16 protein-coding genes are annotated in these 18711 nt (G+C 40.0%); 1 reads left to right on the top strand and 15 read right to left on the bottom strand.

The window, feature by feature from the left end:
- Nucleotides 1-10: 10 nt before the first annotated feature.
- From ALPR1_RS16990 to ALPR1_RS16955, 8 genes are all read right to left on the bottom strand, one after another.
- Nucleotides 11-961 (bottom strand): NAD(P)-dependent alcohol dehydrogenase, encoded by a 951-nt coding sequence (locus ALPR1_RS16990; protein ID WP_040302966.1) that lies wholly within the window; start codon nt 959-961, stop codon nt 11-13.
- Between the two features lie 95 nt (nt 962-1056).
- A complete protein-coding gene (locus ALPR1_RS16985) occupies nt 1057-2367 on the bottom strand; it encodes an aminotransferase class I/II-fold pyridoxal phosphate-dependent enzyme (protein WP_040302964.1) in 1311 nt (436 codons plus the stop codon).
- A 153-nt stretch (nt 2368-2520) separates the two neighbouring features.
- Complete coding sequence (locus tag ALPR1_RS16980) at nt 2521-4695, bottom strand: TonB-dependent receptor (RefSeq protein ID WP_008202533.1); 2175 nt, start codon at nt 4693-4695, stop codon at nt 2521-2523.
- 44 nt (nt 4696-4739) lie between these two features.
- Nucleotides 4740-5072, bottom strand: a complete 333-nt coding sequence (locus ALPR1_RS16975; protein WP_008202531.1) for a hypothetical protein — start codon at nt 5070-5072, stop codon at nt 4740-4742.
- A gap of 130 nt (nt 5073-5202) precedes the next feature.
- A complete protein-coding gene (locus ALPR1_RS16970; RefSeq protein ID WP_008202530.1) occupies nt 5203-7710 on the bottom strand; it encodes a phosphocholine-specific phospholipase C in 2508 nt (835 codons plus the stop codon).
- A gap of 96 nt (nt 7711-7806) precedes the next feature.
- Nucleotides 7807-9150 carry an ammonium transporter gene (locus ALPR1_RS16965; protein ID WP_008202528.1) on the bottom strand — a complete coding sequence of 448 codons (1344 nt, stop codon included), beginning with the start codon at nt 9148-9150 and terminating at the stop codon, nt 7807-7809.
- A gap of 155 nt (nt 9151-9305) precedes the next feature.
- Entirely contained in the window at nt 9306-9497 is a 192-nt protein-coding gene (locus ALPR1_RS16960; RefSeq protein ID WP_008202526.1) for a helix-turn-helix transcriptional regulator, read from the bottom strand.
- Nucleotides 9494-9886, bottom strand: coding sequence for a hypothetical protein (locus ALPR1_RS16955; RefSeq protein WP_202795638.1), 393 nt, complete (start codon nt 9884-9886; stop codon nt 9494-9496). Before ALPR1_RS16955 ends, ALPR1_RS16960 begins: the two co-directional genes overlap by 4 nt.
- A 409-nt stretch (nt 9887-10295) precedes the next feature.
- Here ALPR1_RS16955 and ALPR1_RS20850 point away from each other — a divergent pair, with 409 nt between their 5' ends.
- Nucleotides 10296-10469: a hypothetical protein gene (locus ALPR1_RS20850; RefSeq protein WP_193352726.1), complete on the top strand. Its 174-nt coding sequence runs from the start codon at nt 10296-10298 to the stop codon at nt 10467-10469.
- A 48-nt stretch (nt 10470-10517) separates the two neighbouring features.
- On the opposite strand, the gene ALPR1_RS16950 is transcribed toward ALPR1_RS20850, so the two are convergent.
- From ALPR1_RS16950 to ALPR1_RS16920, 7 genes are read right to left on the bottom strand one after another with little or no spacing between them, the layout of a single operon-like run.
- The gene (locus ALPR1_RS16950; protein WP_008202522.1) at nt 10518-11009 is read right to left on the bottom strand and encodes a GtrA family protein; all 492 of its coding nucleotides are present in this window, start codon (nt 11007-11009) and stop codon (nt 10518-10520) included.
- A 2-nt stretch (nt 11010-11011) separates the two neighbouring features.
- Nucleotides 11012-12187, bottom strand: a complete 1176-nt coding sequence (locus ALPR1_RS16945; protein WP_008202520.1) for a glycosyltransferase — start codon at nt 12185-12187, stop codon at nt 11012-11014.
- Nucleotides 12188-12208: 21 nt separating this feature from the next.
- Complete coding sequence (locus tag ALPR1_RS16940) at nt 12209-12745, bottom strand: hypothetical protein (RefSeq protein WP_008202519.1); 537 nt, start codon at nt 12743-12745, stop codon at nt 12209-12211.
- A complete protein-coding gene (locus ALPR1_RS16935) occupies nt 12742-13566 on the bottom strand; it encodes a hypothetical protein (protein WP_008202518.1) in 825 nt (274 codons plus the stop codon). The genes ALPR1_RS16940 and ALPR1_RS16935 overlap by 4 nt, the downstream gene beginning before the upstream one ends.
- Nucleotides 13563-16574, bottom strand: coding sequence for a hypothetical protein (locus ALPR1_RS16930; protein WP_008202517.1), 3012 nt, complete (start codon nt 16572-16574; stop codon nt 13563-13565). The genes ALPR1_RS16935 and ALPR1_RS16930 overlap by 4 nt, the downstream gene beginning before the upstream one ends.
- Nucleotides 16575-16591: 17 nt before the next feature.
- A complete protein-coding gene (locus tag ALPR1_RS16925; protein WP_008202516.1) occupies nt 16592-17677 on the bottom strand; it encodes a mannose-1-phosphate guanylyltransferase in 1086 nt (361 codons plus the stop codon).
- A 14-nt stretch (nt 17678-17691) separates the two neighbouring features.
- Nucleotides 17692-18570, bottom strand: a complete 879-nt coding sequence (locus ALPR1_RS16920; protein ID WP_153231832.1) for a glycosyltransferase — start codon at nt 18568-18570, stop codon at nt 17692-17694.
- Between the last annotated feature and the right edge of the window lie 141 nt (nt 18571-18711).

Raw genomic sequence — 18711 nt, 5'->3', positions numbered from 1 at the left:
TTTTCAAAAATTAGATCTCCCAAGTAACAGTCACTTTCCCTCGGGTTCTCATGTTTTCTATGTAGGCTATAGCTTCTGGGAATTGTGTGAAAGGATAGGTCTTTTCGATATGTGGTTTTACTTTTCCTTCGTGGATAAGCCTAGCTAATGTTTCCAAATCATCAGTATTTGCAGAGGCAGTAAACAAAGCAATGGGGAAATTTTTCAGAAATTTTTTCAATAAAACTCCCATCATTTGTCCCATACCTGTGAAGCCAATCAAGACTCCACGTTTTCCCATTCTTTTGTAATCGGCAAAATTTAGATTTCCATGAGTGTCCAGCACCAAATCATAGTTTCCATTGTGTTCATGGATGCTTTCTTGATCATAAGCAATGACTTGGTCTGCACCTAGTGATTTGACAAAATCCACATTTCTACTTGAGCAAACCCCAGTCACATGGGCTCCATAAGCTTTTGCAATTTGAACAGCAAAATGGCCAACACCTCCAGAAGATCCATTGATCAAAACGTTTTCTCCGGACTCCAGCTTTCCATGGGTAATTATTGCCTGTAGGGCCGTTAATCCTGCAATGGGAACAGCTGCCATTTCAATTTCGCTTGAATCCTTTGGCATCAATCCACATACCGATTCAGGAACGCAGACATATTCCGCAAATGAACCTCCATCTAGATATTCCCCAAAAACACGATCTCCTACTTTAAATTGGCTTACACCTTGACCTACTTCTTCCACTATTCCAGCAAAGTCAGCACCTAGAATCTTATCTTTTGGCTTAAATAAACCAAAGCTCAATCTGGCAAAGTAAGGCTCACCTCTCAAAGTATGCCAGTCAGCGGGGTTGACTGAATTGGCTTTCACTTTTACCAGCAAGTGCTTTTCCTTAACCCTAGGTTTTTCTACTTCCTCTAAACCAAGAACCTCCGGCCCTCCATAGTGATGCTTTGTAATTGCTTTCATGCTAGACTTCATTGAAGACTTTTAAAAATAGAGATTATTGGTTCAATAACTATTGGGTTTTCTAGCTATTGTGCTGAAATAATGGTTTTTAAGAATTATTTCTTCTTGGTGAAGTCCTCTAACTTGTCCATGGCAACCTGGAGTTTACTTTGGTTTAGACTAGTGATAACCATTCGGTATAAGCCTTTCTTTTTATGGCCAAAGCCATTGGTGGGGGTAAGTAATACACCGGTTTGCTGATAGATCTCCATCCATAATTTTTCCTCACCTTCTGCAGATTCTTCGGAAAGGAATTTTGACCAATCCATCCAGACAAAAAGACTTCCAAAAGAAGGGTTAAATGGGATATTCATCCTCTTGAGTGATTTTCTCACGATTAAATAGGACTCTGTCAAGCGCTCTCGGTAAGTAGAGAAAAATTGCTCTAGAAAAGCTTTGTCCTCCAAAACTTCACTCATCACCCATTGCGTATAATTGGAGATCGAATGGCTTAAACCAGCATTTCGATAAGCTTGAATTAATTCCTCGTTAAAAGAGTGGAGTAAACCAATTCTGAATCCTGAAACGCCAAAATCCTTAGAAAACGAGTACCAAAAATGGAGATAGGGGTTTTGATATTCAGACATGATTTTGCCAAAAGAAACAAATTCAATTGGGTTGGGATAATCCTCTTTGATTTCAGGATGAGAAATGTCGATCAATGAAAGACCATAGATTTCGTTGACAATCAAATGAATTTGATTTGCTATACACCAATCTGCAGTTTCCCTCAGTTGCTTTTCGCTGTATATTCCTCCTGTGGGATTGTCTGGGCTCGTGAGGATTAAGATTTTAAAGCGACTTCCTTTGGCTTCGATATCCTTTTTTGCTTGCTCTAATTTTTGAGTATTGATGGGGATCCCATTTTTTAACTCTTCTAATTCCTCGTGCGTTTGTAGATCATATCTTATTACCCCGGGAATAACTCCGATATCTCCTGTATAAACTGGATAACTAGGTGCTGGAATGACAGCTGTGTCGCTGGGGTCAGCCAATAAAAACGAGGTCATTTCTATTACGGAAGTAGCCCCTACAGAAAAAGCCAAGCTGTCTGGATTTACATGAGTTCCAAAAAGGTGGTTTTCAAGAAAGCTCGCTGTGGCCTCCCTAAATCTAGGAATGCCAGCAGGATCACCATAGCTAGCCACCCAATCAGGAATTTCATGTTCTCGAGTCACTTGTTGAATTCTATCCCTCAGCATTTCCCAACAGAGATGATTTTCTGCAACGTTCATGGGAAGAGCACCCTTAGGGTTGTCAGTAGGATGGTATGGGTTATCGAGCGCTTCAAAATATATTTCCATATCTACTCTGGCTGGACTTTCGGAAGCGGTTTGCCCTTTTTGGGACAAGCTAGATTGACTCATTTTGGCTATTTTTTTTGAATTCAAAAGCTAGGAATAGGTTTTATGATTTGCAATTTTTAGTAATAGTAGTATTAAGAAATTTCTTGATATCTGATTTGGCCGATCACAAAAAATAAAGTCCCAGAGAATTTCTGAGGCCTATCAGGATTACAATTACAATAGTCTGAATTTAATTCCCCCATTGATGACAAAGCCATCGACTGGAGCGTAAATGTCCCGGAACTCCGGATTTGAAAGGCTGCCGGTATAAATCGTATCAAATCGAGTTTGTCGGGTATCTAGGAAGTTTTCAAAATTTAGGAAGATCGAGAACTTCTCTCCAAATTTCTTTTCACTCATCAAGCCCACGATCCAATAGGATTTTCCGCTTTTACCGTCATTCAATTGCTGGGGACTAAAATAATAAGCTTCTAATCCTATCCAGAAATTTTCATGCTTTTCATACATCAACACATTATTGATCCGGTGTTTTGCTACCAAAGGATAGGTGGATTTGATGTCATTATATTGCTGCTGCACATCAGCAAAAGTATAGCCTACAAAAAGTTTGAAATCTTTGTAATTCCACTTCATGTTTACTTCCACTCCCTGGGTTTCAAGGCTTCCTTGTGGCTGCTGAAACTCATAATTACTACCTGCTGGAGTCAGCAATAATGGATTTTGAATTCTGGTATAAAAGAAAAGGGTATTGGCGACCAAAGAAAGTTCATCTCCGATAGCTACTTTATAATTTATATCCAGATTGGTTCCTGCCGATTTTTCTGCTTCGAATAGTTTAGGATCAATGGGTAGGATATTCTGAAATTGATTTCTCTCAGCATCTTCTGTGAAAACTGTTGGAGATTTATATCCTAATCCTCCTCCCAATCTGAAAGTGAGTGCATCACTTGGCTTAAACATGGCAGAAATCTTAGGTAAAGGGAATGCCCCATAATCCTTTTGATAATCTAGCCTAAATCCAGATTCCAGCGTCCATTGTTCCGAAACGTTCCAAAGATTTTGGATGAAAACCCCATAGGTATTCAGGGTGTAATCTAAGGGAAGGGCTTCATTTCCCTCTTTTTGGGTAAACTGATCTGTCCATAAATTCAAACCTCCAATCCATTCAGAATTTTCTCCTTGAGTATTGATATTTACCTCAGAAAAAGAAGAGAATTGCTTTCCGGAGAAGAGGAAATCTGGAACTTCGATACTTCTATCGTAAAAGCTCAAACTGTTTTTGACAGTAAGCTGCGAGGTTTCACTGAGTTGGTTTTGGTAGTTGAGACTTGTAGAAATACGGTCTGTTGTATTTTTCTCAAAATACGGGTTGATCATGGATTCTCCTTCGATGAAATCAATATTTCCTCCCAATCGATCTTCCTGCATCAGATTCAAGCCCAAGACTAAACTTGATTGCGAATTCATGTACCAAAATAACTTGGGGTTAATAGTGAAACGGTCAAATTTAGGGATCGCGGTCAATCCAATTTCTGCAGGATCGTATGCGGTTCCTTTGTTATAGGAAGTGAAAATAGTAGTTCCGATTTTTCCCTTTTTAGCAGCATAATAAGCACTTGCGTCCAAGCCCAATGCAGAAGTTCCGTTGAGCATGATTGACAGTTCAGGTTTATCTTCGGGAGTTTTAGAAATCAAATTGACCAGACCGGCGATGGCTCCTCCCCCGTACAAGGTGGAGGAAGCTCCTTTGATAACTTCCACCTGCGCCAAGTCCAAAGGTGCAATTTGCATCAGACTCAATCCCGAAGAATAGCCTGCATACAAGGGCAAACCGTCTCGTAGTAACTGGGTGTATTTACCATCTAGACCTTGAATACGGATGCTGGAATTGTAACTCGTAGCGGAAGTTTGTTGGGTTTGAATGCCGGTACTTTCATTGAGCAACATTCGGATGTCACCGGGTTTCATATTCCCTTTTTCGGAGAGCTCCTCCCCGGCGATAATCTCCACTCGAGTGGGCACGTCCTCTATTACTCTGGAACTTCGATTGGAACGAACAACCAAAACTTCCATTTCTTCATGCGCATGCTCTAAGTAAAATACCTCTGGTTTATCGGAAGTTTCTAGTGGGAAAGTTCGATTGACTTTTTGAGTTTCATAGCCTAAGAATCGGATATCCAAAGTGTAATTCCCAGCAGGGATTTCTTGTATTGTCACAATTCCATTTTCATCTGAAACTGCTCCAAGCGAAATTTCTTTAACCAATATGGTCGCTCCAACCAATGGAGTGCCGGAATCTTTATCTATGATTTTTGCTTTATAGGTGGTTTGTGAAAAGACACAGTTACTGGCAAATAGGAGTATGCCTACTAACAGATATTTTAGCATGGTGTTATAATAATGGGTAAGAAAGGAGAAAAGCTCATACTGAGCTAGGCAAATAAGGGGAGAGCTTTGCCTGGGGGTTTTAGGATTCTCTTTCTATGTTGCTCCGAAAAGGGAACACTCCATTCTGCATTGGGCTCAATATTAACTTCTTCTGAGGAAAGAAGTGGAGGGAATGAGAAGTTTTCAGCGGAGAATCCCGTACAACTTCCACAGGAATAAAAAGGTGAGCAGGGCAAATGATCATTGCAATCATCTTGGGGTTCTGAGTCTGAATTTTGTTTTAGCTCGATGGTATCGCAGCTGCTTTCTTCGCTGCAGCAAGGCATTGCTGTCAGCCAAAAAGAAAAAAGTGACAATAAAATCGCGAAAACCTTCATGCCCCAAAGGTAAAAATCAATCGATAGAAATAAGAGTCAAATTTCAACTTCTATCCAGAACAGTTATTTTTCTTTCCATGAAAAAGCCCCGAAATTATCGGGGCTTTTGTTTTGGTGGAGGCTGTTATTTTTAAGAAAGTAAAGGGTCCGAAATACTTTCTTCCCCATTTTCCATTCTTCCTGCAAAAGTCCATTCTAGCCCATCTGCCTTCACCGTAAAATCATACCAGCCGTGGGAGGCTTCAAAATCCAGTTCTTTAATGATGGGTTTTCCGGTTGACAAAGAGAGAGAGTAATTCCCTTTTCTATAATTGTTTTCCAAGATTTGAATAGAATAGGGAGCCAAATGACTAGTTAATTTTAGGTGCGCAGTCCTACTAATGGATCCTCCCATTTTTACTGGTTGCATATTCGCCTCCAGGATGGCTGAGGTAGGCTTTCCTTTAAATTCCCTATAAAAGCCATTAGGTCCATACACCCTTAAGTGATATTCATTTCCTTCAAAATCGGAGATGGGCCAAGTGTATTCCAATCGATCTCCGGCTTTCACTGCAAATTGCCAAACTCTTGCTTCCTCCCAATTTTCTGAATCAGAGCTTTTATATTTTCCCGGTGCATACACTTGAAAAGGTGCTCCCCAAGTATCATCCCCAAACAGTTCTTTGGAAGCTTCAAAACTTATCTCAAATGCATTTTTAGCTGAATTGAGCTTACCCAAAACGCGTAGGTCGTAATTCAAAGCATTGGAGGGTCGGCTACCAGGCTCCTGGCTAGGAAGGGTTCCTTCTTGTTTCAATCGATTGGTGTCCCATTTCTTAGCCTCCGATCTCGGTATGGCCATGAAATTATCTGGTAAGCCTTTAAATTGTGCCTTATGAATCTGAGTCATAAATTCATTTCGGTTGACCGGCTTAAGCTTCTCTAATGGTTCCCCATTGTAAGGTCTAAAAGCAGAAGTCAAATCCCCAGAAATCATTCTTCTCCAGCCTGAGATGTTATTTTCCTTGATTTGTTTTCCGGACTTTTTGCTCAGGAATGTCTCTAAAAACTGAATGGTGGAAGTAATGTCAGAAACCTGAGAATTAACATAGCCTCCTCGTGACCAGGGAGAAGCGACGATCAATGGAACTCGATAGCCCAAACCTACTGGACTGGTTCTACATTCATGCTCTTTAAAACCAGCTTTCCTTTCCTCTTCTTCATAGACATATTCTCCCTCTGTATTAATACCTTCAGAGATAAGCCCTTCTGCTGAGTTTTTTGGATCTGGAACTACAAAAGGAGGCTGATGATCAAAGTAGCCATCGTTTTCATCATAATTGATAATGAAAATAGTTTTCTTCCATACTTCAGGATCCTTTGTAAGAATGTCCAAAACTTCAGAAACATACCAAGCACCATACCATGGGGCACTTGGGTGATCTGAGAATTTTTGTGGTGCCACGAGCCAGGAAACTGCAGGCAAAGTACCATTGTTGACGTCCTTTCTAAACTGATGTAAAATATCGCCTTTTGGAACGCTCACCGTTCTTTCTTCGCCATCTTCAGTATAAGTGATCTTTTCCACTTGGTGGAAATTTGGATCATCTGTGTTTCTGGCAAAAGCTTTTTGATGGATGCTTTTTTCAAATTCCGAAAGCTTATCAAAGTTGGCAGGACTGAATTTTTCCAGATGCTCCTCAACTTTGGCTAAATCATCTTTTTTCTTTTCGATCTCTTTTAAATATCCAGGACCTGAATTTGCGGGAGCTCCATTTCGATCAAATTCGGCTAATTCACTTTCTAGACTTGATTTTTGTTTCTCCAAAAACTCATAATATCCCGGGCTGAAAAAGACATGGTATTGTGAAAACCATTCTAGATTATTGTCAGAGAAATTAGCAAGTAATGAATGATCCTCCACCAATGAAGAAAGGTTAATCTCATTTTGATAGACTCTCCAAGGAATGCCAGATTGCTCTAGTCTTTCTGGGAATGTTTTCCATTTGGCTTCATTGGAATAGTTCACTTCTCCATTTCTAACTTTTGCCTTATCACCAGGTTCTCCATGGGTTTTTCCAGTCCAAAAATAACTTCTGTTGGTAGTGGTTCCAGTCAGTGCCGCACAAAAGTGTTGGTCAAAAACAGTGAAGGCATCAGCCATGGCGTAATAAAAAGGTATATCCTCTCGCGTATAATACCCCATAGTCAATGGGACCTCCCTAAACTCTTCTCTTCCAGGTCTTTTGGATTCTATCCAATCGTTGTACTTCCCCCGATTCCTCGCATCAACTTGATTTTCCCAAGAGTGAGGGATATCACGCATCCAGGTAGCTTTTGTGGCATTGATGTCTAAACGAAAAGGAGGAAAGTGGGTGCCTTTTTTATCAGCTTGCATCCATACAGGAAGGTTTCCCGGAATGGTGATCGCTCTTGGATCATTGTAGCCTCTCACACCTCTAAGTGTACCAAAGCAATGGTCAAAAGAACGGTTTTCTTGCATCAACATGACCACATGTTCTGCATCTTCAAAAGTTGTCCCTGGATCAGGACTGATAGCTAATGCTTTTTCTATTGAACTTGGCAAAACTTGCCAAAGTCCTGCTGCTCCGCTTAATAAGGCGGTCTTTTTGAGAAACTCTCTCCTGGAATTATTCATAGTTGAAAAATAAGGGCAAGGATTGGATTTGACCTATTTTCCAAGGTTAATTTTGGTTTAGCTTTTTATTACCGATCCGTTTTTAGGATAAATGGACTATAAAGATTCCCCGTGCTGAGACATATCCAGACCGATTTCTTCATACTCTTCACGTACTCTCAGGGTCACGAATTTGTTTAAAACAAAGAAGATGATGTAGCCCATCCCAAAGGAGAAAATACAGACTCCTATCAATACCAACATGTGTGAGGCAAATACTCCGATTCCACCATGCAGTAAGCTGGAACCTTCTTTTCCCGCGAAAATTGCTGTCAGGATCATTCCCATAATTCCGCCTATTCCATGGCAGGCAAAAACATCTAAAGTGTCATCGATTTTCTTAAGAGATTTGGCATTCATTGCCAAATTTGAAACCATTGCTCCAATTGCTCCGAAGAAGAAGCTTTCCGGTACGGTAATATATCCAGCTGCTGGAGTGATCACTACCAAGCCGACTACGGCTCCTATACAAGCCTGCAAAGCTGAAATTTTTCTTCCCTGAATTCTATCAAAAAGAACCCAGGTCATCATTGCCGTGGCGGAACTGATAGTGGTGGTGGCAAAGGCGATAGCGGCAGTTCCATTGGCACCAAAAGAGGAACCAGCATTAAAACCGAACCAGCCAAACCATAGCATCCCTGTTCCCAGAAGTACATAAGTAATGTTGGAAGGCTCATGATTGGGCTTGTTTCTTTTGCCTAAAAATAAGGCTCCAGCCAGAGAGGCCATTCCTGCACTAATATGAACGACTGTACCACCTGCAAAATCGAGGACTCCAAAATAAGATCCGATCAGTCCATTGGGATGCCAAACCATGTGACAAAGTGGTGCATAGACAAAAATTGAGAAGATACCGATAAAAAAGAGGTAGCCAATAAATCTTACTCGCTCGGCAAATGAACCTGTGATGATAGCAGGAGTGATCACTGCGAATTTCATTTGGAACAAGGCGAATAAAATAAAAGGGATGGTGGGTCCGAGGGTATTATGCGGTAATTCGGCCACTTGATCGAAGAAGAGATATTGAAAAGGATTACCGATCAAACCGTATTTCACGCCATCAATGGTAATTCCAATTGGATCTCCGAAGGCGAGACTAAAGCCAACGACCACCCAAAGCATGGTGATCACTCCTAGGGAAATGAAACTTTGGAGCATGGTGGAAATCAGGTTTTTCTTATTAACCATCCCTCCATAAAACAAAGAAAGTCCTGGAGTCATCAATAAAACTAAACACGAGGCTGTCAAAAGCCAGGCAATATCTGCAAAAACCAAATCCTCTTCTGTTCCAAAATTCTCAAGGACAGGCTGGGCATGTTTCCAAAATAAACCTAAAACCGGGGCGGCAATTGTAATCAGGAAAGCTACTTTCCACTTGAATTTCATTCCACTTTTTTCCATGACCCAAAAATAGTGGATTTAATCTTTTATTCTGTGGTATAAGTAAAATTCAGAATAAAAATACATGATATCAAAATTCACTAAAGAAATGTAAGGTAAAAATTGATTTTGTAAATGCTTAAAAAACAGGTTTTTATATCCGAATACTAGGTGATTCATTCAAATTGAAAAATATCTTCAATAGGCTTTTCAAATAATTTAGACATCTTAAAGGCTGTCGGTAAACTCGGATCAAATTTTTCTTTCTCGATGGCATTTATGGTTTGCCTTGAGACTCCGATTATTTCGGCCAAATCTTCCTGAGTCATCCCTTTTGCTGTGCGAAAATCTCTGACACGGTTTTTCATTTAAAACGTTTTTTACTTATAGACAAGGCTATCATATAGCTGATTGCAATAAACATGACAAGAAAGCTAATATCTGCTTCAAAAGGGATTAAATGCAATGTGCCTAGCAGAGAAAATGTAATGCCGACTACAATTCCTAAACCAAGGGAAATTGCCATGCTTTCCAGATGGATTTTCTTTTCTAATTCATCGAAATGATTGAAAAGGTTTCTGTTGGCTAGAATCATCAATACGCCATTCGCTAAATTAATTGCGATAAAGAAGTAGGTGAGGAAGGCATTTCCCTCCCAGATAAACATAGGTCCAAATGTTGCGATCATCAAGGTGGCTACCCATGACCAGCTCCAAATGGCAAGTTTTCTTAATCTTTTCTTTCGTTCTAATTTCATCGTTTCCATACTGTTTTTGTAAAGTTAACTTTACAAATGTAAACAAGACTTTACAAAAGTCAAGTTTTATTTACATTTTTATTCTTATCGAGCTAATAGATGGGGTTTTAAGCATTAGTCGTTCTTTTATTGGCCTTTCTAAAATGACTCCTAATTAAGAATAGGGGCTGGTATCTTTGCAAGAGCTTGCTTTATCGTGTAGGTTTTTTCAAGCAGACTTTAATCAGTTCTTGGAACTCATTTTTTTTGAAAGAAACGAACCGAATTAACAGATGAAATTTTTTGAATTACTCTAAGTTGATAGCGCGGTGTTGATGATTTTATCCCTTTTGATTTATGTGGATCCGCAAAAGAAGAGAAGTTTACCGCCACCAAAACAGATCCTTTCGCAAATCTTGAATGGATTGACTTGTCCTATGCATTAGATTCTAACACTTTATACTGGCCAAATAACCCGGATGGATTTCAACATAGAGTGGATGCAGAAGGCTTGACGCATTTGGGGTATTATTACTCTTCCTACACCATTCTCACTCCTGAACATGGAGGCCCTTTGCGAATTATTGCAACAGTTCTGGAATAGAAAATTTCATTAATCAATGAAAGGCTGAGAGTTTGAAAATTGCTCTCATTACGCATTTTTGAAAGTGAAATACTTCTGAAGCAGAAAGTTGACCGTCAAAACAATCATTGTAGAGAATATTTTGGCTAAAGTCGGTTCCATGCTCAAAAAAAGGATCAAACCCTTTAGAATCAAATAATCACTTCCCAGACCTTGGCCAACCACAAGAATGTATTTGAAGAGCTGTTTCCCAGTCTTTTTTGCTCCGGTGGAAGCACTTCGAAAAGCAAAATTCTTACTCAACCAAAAGCCAGTAGGAATGGTGATAAAGAAAGCTAATAATAACGCGATCGTATAGGAAGCGATATAAAATCCTGCTAAGAATAGACCTTCTTTTGGAAGAACCATTTCGTAAAGCACAGCAAATAGCAGAATGTTTAAGGCTGTATTGATTGCGCCAACGGCCAGGTAGGCATACACATCATAAGCCAGCCATTTTTTGAAAATGGGATAGAATAGCTGAAGGAAACTTTCAATACCTCTGTTTAATTGTAAGACCATTGTTAATTTTCGATTAGTTGGTGGATATGACTTAAATACCATTGTGAAAGCTCTCCCATAGGTAGTCCTTTAGCAGCTTTGTAATTTTGATCTTCGATTCTTTTTCTCTCCTCGGGATTTTCAATCAAATGAGAAACAGCATTAGCAAGACTTTCTGCATTGTCTGTTTCAAAATAGGCTCCTCCATATCCTTCTTCTTCCACCACTCGTTCCAGATCATCGATTTTTGGTAAAATACAAGCTCTTCCATAGCTTCCTGCCTGATGCAAAATTCCAGAGCTTCCTGTGGTCGTAGTGTATGGGAAAATTACAAAAGAGCTGTCCCAGAAGATCTGAGAGACTTTTTCTTCAGGAATGTATCCAGTATATTCTACATTGGGTAAATGAGCATATTTGCTTTTTACTCCATCAATGTAGCCTTTGACATTTGGGTTATCTGTTCCTGCTACAGTTGATGTGAATTTCAGATGAGGATATTTCTCCTGTAAGATTTCCATCGCATCAATCATTACCTCCGCTTTCTTATAAGTTCCGAATTTGCCAAATGCCATCAGGTTGATTTCCTCAGATTCTTCCGAGGCATAATTTCTCTCTGGTAGTTCAAAATTGCCATGGGGTAGGAGGACGACATTATCGGCTTTGTATTTATCCTTCAAAATGGTCACGTATTGGGAGATGGTCACTCCGACCAAATCAGACTTCAGGATAAACTTGGTCAATTGCTCACCGATCCAAAGGAAAAGCTTGCCTTTCAGTTTGCTATTTGCCATGCCGATCGTTTCCAAATTCACAGTTTCTGTAATGTTATGAAGAATGGTCACAGAAGGGATTCCCAATAATTTGCACATCCAAGGAGTCAAGAGACCCAGCGCTGCAGGGATTTTTCCTGCTCCGAAAGTCATGAATTGGAGGTTTAATATCACTGCATCCGGTTGAAGTTCTTTTAGTTTTTTTCTAAGATTCAATACTGTGAACACGCTATCAAAATCCCAGCAAGGGATGATTTCCAAACCTTCGGTGGCATATCTTGAATATTCCGAATTGTCCTCCAGATTATTGGTAAGGATATAGATTTTCTCAATTCCTTTTTTGCCAAGGAAACTTCTGGTCAAATGGTAACCGTATTCGTTTAATGTTACCTGGCTTGGTGGGTAGGGAGTAATAAATGCTAATTTCATAGTCTTTTATGTTTGATGTTTTTAGTCAATAAATCTGATAGCGTCCAGTCTCCAATTGTCTCCTTGGAACAGCAGACTGATTGCAATTTTGGTTGTAAAGTTTTTTGTGGTTCCGTCGGGAAATTCTAGTCTGAATTGAGCTTCCTGATCCAGAATGTTGCAGGAAAGTCCATCTCTTGACCAGGTTTGTATCTGAAGTGAATGGCTTAAATCCTTTCTCTTGATAGTTCCAGAAGGTCCCTCTTTGTAATTTTTTGCGAGGTGCATATAGAATCTTTCGGTCAGTCTTTCCTTGCTAGGTTTTGGATTTGGATGCTGGTAGAGTTCATTTAGGTGCGCCCAAATCGCAGCGTGGTCCTTCTTTAGTTTTTCTAATTGCTCTTCGGTTGGGATTTCAGTGGAAACCACTTCCAATTGAATGGCAGGGTTAGAATTTGCTGCCAAAGAATCATATCGAAGGAAATATGGGATGTCGTCATTCTTTTCCTGAAGTCTAGCCATGGAAGCCAAAAGAACTCCCACTATCAGCAAGAAACCTAAGAATATCCATCTGGTCATGGCTGGGACAGAGTTAAGGTGGAAGAAGAAATATGAGCGATTTTCGCAGTTACGTTTGCGTTTTTGGCTCTATAAAGGGGGAAGGTTAATTGGCTGTAAGCCTCTTGAACTACAGCCTCTAAGCGGGTTGTTTTTCCTTCTTTTTCAACTAAGAAAATGACTAATGTTCCGTTGGCAACCGTGTTCTGAAATTGATCCAGTAAGGGTCCAGCTTTGATAGTCAAAGTTTGATTCATCTGGTCTACAGAATAGCTTAAAGGAATTTCTTTGACAGTTCCTGGATCTACATAATAGCTGGAAACTGCAGTGCCTGTGATCCCTTTGAAAATCCCTGTCTTTGGGCTTAGTTCCAGGTAGTTTTCCTGAAAATAGGATCCTTCTTTTACTTCGGTCAAATTTCCTGATTGATCAAAAGCATATAGGATTTGCTGTTGAACCATTGATGAATCTGTATTTACCGTCTTTGGACTTCTTAGATCTTCCAATTGAATTTCAGAACCCTGATTTTTCAAATAGATCGGAAAATTGAAATGCTGTTCTTCATGATGAAGAGTGACATAAGCAGAGCCTTCGATAACTCCTTCTTTTGGTGTCAAAAGAATTGTGAGTTGTCCGTTTTCCTGAGTGAATTCTGGATAGATGATGTGAACAGGAGTTTGGATGTATACAGACCAGTTTTCGCCTTCCACCTCAAACTTCAAACTGTCTTGATAGGTCAAATGCATGATTTCTGGATTAATGAAAACAGGCTGTTTGATATCTTCTTTTTGACAAGCAAAGAGGCTCAAAACCAATAAGAAAAGGTAGCTCGTGTTTTTCATTGTAAATAGATTTCTTGTGAGATGAAGCAATGCGGTAAGAAGCTGATCCTTTCAGTGGAGGAAGTTTTGTTCTCCAGCAGTTCACGGGATTGGCCGTTAATTTTTAGTTGAATTGGGATCTCAGAAATGATCTTGGATATTGATTCAATTTTTTGGAAAGGGATCTCGAAATTTGCCTCAAGTCCACTTCTAATAGATTTTGGATAAGTCCAAAGGTCCACTTGCACAATTCTTCCCAAAGAATCCTTTTCTGAGATTAATACTCCTGGAATCGTGATTTCGGCAGTGAATGGGTTTTTCATAGTTGCCTCGAAAAGAGAAGAATGGCTTCCTTCATTCAAGACTTTGTAAGAAAGCTCTCCACCTCTGATGTAGCCGCGCTCACTGATGTCTGTTTCCAGTTCCAAAGAGATGGATTTGATCTTTTTGTCGCCTTCTGTTTCTTGAACTCCCAATGGAACTTCAAACCAAGTAGAAGCTTTTGGAGCCAGATTGTAATGGATTTTTCTTTGTGGGAAAAAGCTTACAGTACTGTCATTTTCATAGGTGATTACTGCTTTCACTGCCAGTGTAATCGGAATATTATCAGCATTGATCAGTTCACCAGTAAGGTTGAATTCTTCTCCCACTTGCACCAAATTAGCCTGGTAAAAGCCGGCAAATGGTTTTTTGATCCGGTCATCTTTGACAGTTGGGAAACTGCTGACTACTCGCTTTCCCATTTTCTTGAAAAGCGTGTAAGTATAGGTGATGACTTGCTCCTCAGGGATTTCCAGTTCAAGCTGAGGAGGAAGGATAAACCATTTGTTATCCATCTTCTCCAAGCTCATTTCTTCTTCTTTTTCTCTTGGACCAAGAGAAGTTCTCCAAGAGGTATGAACCTTCATTTTTGCGGAATTATCTTTCAATTCAAGCGTATCAATTTCCAGATGATCCAGTTTGGCAAATGATGGCAAAAGGCCTCCGTCGCTCACAGATTTTTCCAAAAGATATTGATCCAAGCTATAAGCAGGCCCTGGTTTAAAGAATTGGAAAGCTTCCTCAAATCGCTGGAAATCCAGGTGATTGAAATGGGAATAGATTGTGGTGGTAGGGTCTTTTTGCTCGTCAATCAACAAGAGCTCATAGATCTGGAAGATCAAAAAGCTGCTGAATAGGACAAATGGAATCCAAGCTGAAGAATGAATGACGGACTTTGGATAATTAGAAACTTCCTCTTCAGCGATCAATTCATTTTGGGTTTTCTTGAAATAAAACAAGTAAACCAAAGTCAGAAGCATGGCCACTGAAAGTGTAGTCAATGGCAGAATTCCCCAAAGTTTTTTAAGTAGAGGATTCAGGTCAGTTGGCTTGATTGGTTGGATTGTGGAGATATTGCCTTTTTCCCAAACCATGATCCCATTTTCCAAACGGATAGTTCTATTCCATCCTGAATAAAACAGCAAAGGATCATAGTATCGATCGTTGCTGAAAACATATTTAAGTTGGTACTTTTCAGCTAGGGTCAGGAAGTCATTCAAAGACGCCATTCCATCTTCCATCAAATATTTTGCGTTTTCCAATCGCTCTACTGCTCTGGAAGTCATTTCAGGAAGCCTTCTTGCCGAATGGTAATTTCCATCAATAGTTGCCGCCAAGGTATTGGAGGATAACCAAGCCATTTGATCCCCAAAACCTAAAGTCAGGTATCTCCAGCGCATATGATCATCACGGTTTAGGAAATTTATAATTGGCTCAATTTCAACTGATTTCGGCTGCAAAGGACGAAAGCTGGCCAAGTGGAAGATGTAGATAATGAATAGTAGGTAAGAAAAGCCACTCAATCCTGAGATAACGAAATGGGAAGTCTCGCCATATTTTGCAGTCCAATAATTTTTGACTGTTCCTCCGATGAAGGATACCAAGAAATGGCTGATGTAAGGGATAGCGATAATAGAAGCCCAAAACCCGAATCTGTCTAATGTCAGAATGTTGAAGGCATTTTCTCCCAAAATCATTTTCGGTAATGGAGTGGTGCCACCGCTTCCCAAAAGCAAGCAGGTGTAGAAAGAAACTGCCCAACCCAAATGTCTTTTCTTGCGGGTAATAAGGAAAGAGATTGCCGGAATGAGAGCGAAAATCAGCAAAAGCGGAATGATATAAAATACAAGTCCTGAGCTGGTTTCTTCCAGAAAATTGTCTCTGGATCCATGAGGAATAGAAACTTGAGTAATAGGGTCAGTACGACTCCAGTACCAATAAGGGAAGATCAATGAAATGGCTAGAAAGATCGTCGAGAATCCGAAAAGCAGGATTTCTTTCTTTTTCTTCCAAACCACAACGATAAGACCAGGAAGAAATCCTCCGAAAAGGCTTTTCTTTCCCAGCTCCGGGTTGCCATCAATACCTGCCATCAACATGGTCGGAGCGATGAAGAAAACCATCCCGAATATCGCAGTCACATGATGTGAACTCACAGTCACAGCAATGAAAGCCAATGACATCAACAGGTATCTCCAATCGGAGGTTTTGATGTATTGGTAAAGGAAGGGTAATGCATTCAAGAGAAATGCAAGCCCAGTCAGTGTAGGTACCTGTCCATAAACATGCAGGGTTTCTACCAAGGAACTCAATACTACTGCTAAGATGGCAGCTACTCCGGCAGTTTGCTTAGAGTAGAACATTTTTGTGAACCTGTAAACTCCTTGTATCAGTGCTTCGAAGATGCAGATGGCATAGATGGCAAAAGCGATCTTCAAAGGGAAAATCTTACTGATCAGTGCTATTAACTGATGAACTAAAGGAGGATAGCTGATGGTCAAAAAGCCGGTGTACCAGCGATATTCCCATGGTTCGAACCAGAATCTGGAATAGTGATCCGCAAAAAACATGTGCACATAGGCATCATAAGTTTGCGGCAAAGTGAAGTACACAATGATCCCATGAGTAAGGAGTCCTAGGGACAAGGCCACTAGAAGAAGCCTTTTCCCTAGAAATTCACTCCAAAGCATATGATCTTGATTTTTCACTTGACTGTCAGGTTTGATTAGATGTATAAAACTCCTTGTACTTCCTTCACTTTGGCTACATATTCTTTGATCTGTTGCTCGTTTTCTTTTTTACAGATCAATAGTGCCTCAGGTGTATTCACAATGATGAGATCCTCCAAACCACCTATCACCATCAGTTTTTGCTCGTTGGAGTGAACCAAGCATCCTTTACTGTCAACCAGAATGGCGCTTTTGCTATTGTTGGCATTCATTTCTTCGTCTTTTCGGAAATTCTCATAGGCACTGTTCCAGGTTCCTAGGTCATTCCAAGTGAAGTCAGAAGGGATCAAATGGACATTTTTAGCTTTTTCCATGATGGCGTAATCAATGGAAGTAGAAGGGCATTTTTCGTAGATTTCCCGAATTGCCTGTGCCTCGTTTGAGGTATTCAAATCAGTGATTCTGTCTTGGAAAAGGTCAAACATGTATGGGAAATGCTCCCAAAAAGCAGCCACGATATCCTCTGCTTTCCAGATGAAAATCCCTGAATTCCATAGGTAGTTACCTTCAGAAAGAAATTCTTTGGCAGTGCTTAAATCCGGCTTTTCAGTGAATCTGTTTACTTTAAATACTCCAGACTTACTTTTTTCTAGATCGAATTGGATGTAGCCATATCCGGTATTGGGATGAGTAGGCCTTATACCTAGCGTGACGAAAGCATATTGCTTTGCAGTGAAATCCAATGCCTTTTTGCAGGTATTTGTAAAAAGATCCAAATCCCCGATCAAGTGATCACTTGGAGCCACAATCATATTGGCATTTGGATTCATTTTCTTCAACTTGAAAGAAATGTAAGCCACGCAGGCTGCCGTGTTTTTTCTCTCTGGCTCAGCCACGATGTTACCTTCTGGCAAGTGAGGTAATTGCTCTTTTACGATGGATACATATTCTGTAGAGGTAACTACAAAAATGTTTTCGGCTGGAATGAAAGTAGAGAACCTGTCATAGGTAGACTGGATCAATGTTCTTCCAGTGTTCAGAATATCCAAGAATTGCTTTGGATAGCTTGTTTTGCTCATTGGCCAGAATCTGCTTCCGACTCCACCTGCCATGATGGCTACGTAGTTATTTTGATTTTTCATGGGTTGTTTGATTTTTAGTTTGATTGAAGGGCAAGCTTTAACTGTTTGTTATTCAGGATGCTCTTTGGTTTTCTTTTAATTTGATAGTGATAATAGAGTCCCAATAATTGCAATGGGATTTTGATGGTGTCTTTTAGTTTTAATCTGGAATCTCCGATTTCTGACCAGTGTAGAAGAGGGTACTCCAACACTCCTTTTTGTAAGGTGGTCTTCCCGAATTTTTGCTGAAGTCTCAAGAAGATCTCGACATCAAAGAGCCAAGGAGTTTCGAATTGATTTTTGAATAAAAAAGGAACCAGGTTTCTCTGGAAAATTTTGGCTCCGCACTGAGTATCCTGGAAGTTGGCGCGCAAAATGGCTTTGATGATTTTTTTGATCATGCTGCTGACAAGGGATCTGCTGTCGTCGCGGTTAATGTCAGCTCCTAATCGCTGGATTCTGCTTCCCACGATTGCACCATATTTTGGATGTGCCTCTTTGTATTTTGCCATTAGCAACCATTCTTCAGGGTGCGTAGCCAAATCAGCATCCAAAAATCCGATCAATTTTGAATCGTAATTTCTATGGACAAACAACATTCCCTGCCTTACAGCTTCTGATTTTCCTCCGTTTTGAGGCATGTCATAAACTGCAATGTTGCTTGGGCTTTCGGTCTGAATGCCTCTGAGTACAGCTAATGTTCTGTCTTTGCTACCATCATTGACCAAGCATAGCAAAACCTCTGGATGCTGCAGGGCAAATGTTTTGAATTCCTGATAAGCAAATCTTTTTTCTTCGTTGTAGCATGGAATTACGATGGCGTAATGGTGCTGAATTTCCGGGTCATAATTCAATGCACTTTGAAGCAACTCACTGATCACGTTTTCCCTTTTTTGATTCTGTAATGTTTTCATCCTTGTTGGGTTTTCGATGTGCCAACAATTAGTCAAATCATAATCCATTATTTTAAGTCATTGAAAATCAGATTATTAAATATTTTCATGTTTCTTTATTTTCCAGAAAATGGAATTAATTCCAAAAATTGTATTGTTAGA

Origin of the sequence: Algoriphagus machipongonensis, assembly GCF_000166275.1 — a bacterium.
In the GTDB taxonomy this organism is placed as follows: domain Bacteria; phylum Bacteroidota; class Bacteroidia; order Cytophagales; family Cyclobacteriaceae; genus Algoriphagus; species Algoriphagus machipongonensis.
Note: the sequence above shows the minus strand (reverse complement) of the source record. Positions and strands in the feature narration are given on the sequence as shown.

Coding starts and splice junctions, on each gene's coding strand:
- ALPR1_RS16945 (WP_008202520.1), bottom strand. CDS start 12,187: ATGAAATTAGCATTTATTACTCCCTACCCACCAAGCCAGGTAACATTA.
- ALPR1_RS16955 (WP_202795638.1), bottom strand. CDS start 9,886: ATGAAATTAGAACGAAAGAAAAGATTAAGAAAACTTGCCATTTGGAGC.
- ALPR1_RS16935 (WP_008202518.1), bottom strand. CDS start 13,566: ATGAAAAACACGAGCTACCTTTTCTTATTGGTTTTGAGCCTCTTTGCT.
- ALPR1_RS16980 (WP_008202533.1), bottom strand. CDS start 4,695: ATGCTAAAATATCTGTTAGTAGGCATACTCCTATTTGCCAGTAACTGT.
- ALPR1_RS16965 (WP_008202528.1), bottom strand. CDS start 9,150: ATGGAAAAAAGTGGAATGAAATTCAAGTGGAAAGTAGCTTTCCTGATT.
- ALPR1_RS16925 (WP_008202516.1), bottom strand. CDS start 17,677: ATGAAAAATCAAAATAACTACGTAGCCATCATGGCAGGTGGAGTCGGA.
- ALPR1_RS16970 (WP_008202530.1), bottom strand. CDS start 7,710: ATGAATAATTCCAGGAGAGAGTTTCTCAAAAAGACCGCCTTATTAAGC.
- ALPR1_RS16990 (WP_040302966.1), bottom strand. CDS start 961: ATGAAAGCAATTACAAAGCATCACTATGGAGGGCCGGAGGTTCTTGGT.
- ALPR1_RS16975 (WP_008202531.1), bottom strand. CDS start 5,072: ATGAAGGTTTTCGCGATTTTATTGTCACTTTTTTCTTTTTGGCTGACA.
- ALPR1_RS16985 (WP_040302964.1), bottom strand. CDS start 2,367: ATGAGTCAATCTAGCTTGTCCCAAAAAGGGCAAACCGCTTCCGAAAGT.
- ALPR1_RS16960 (WP_008202526.1), bottom strand. CDS start 9,497: ATGAAAAACCGTGTCAGAGATTTTCGCACAGCAAAAGGGATGACTCAG.
- ALPR1_RS16920 (WP_153231832.1), bottom strand. CDS start 18,570: ATGAAAACATTACAGAATCAAAAAAGGGAAAACGTGATCAGTGAGTTG.
- ALPR1_RS16940 (WP_008202519.1), bottom strand. CDS start 12,745: ATGACCAGATGGATATTCTTAGGTTTCTTGCTGATAGTGGGAGTTCTT.
- ALPR1_RS16950 (WP_008202522.1), bottom strand. CDS start 11,009: ATGGTCTTACAATTAAACAGAGGTATTGAAAGTTTCCTTCAGCTATTC.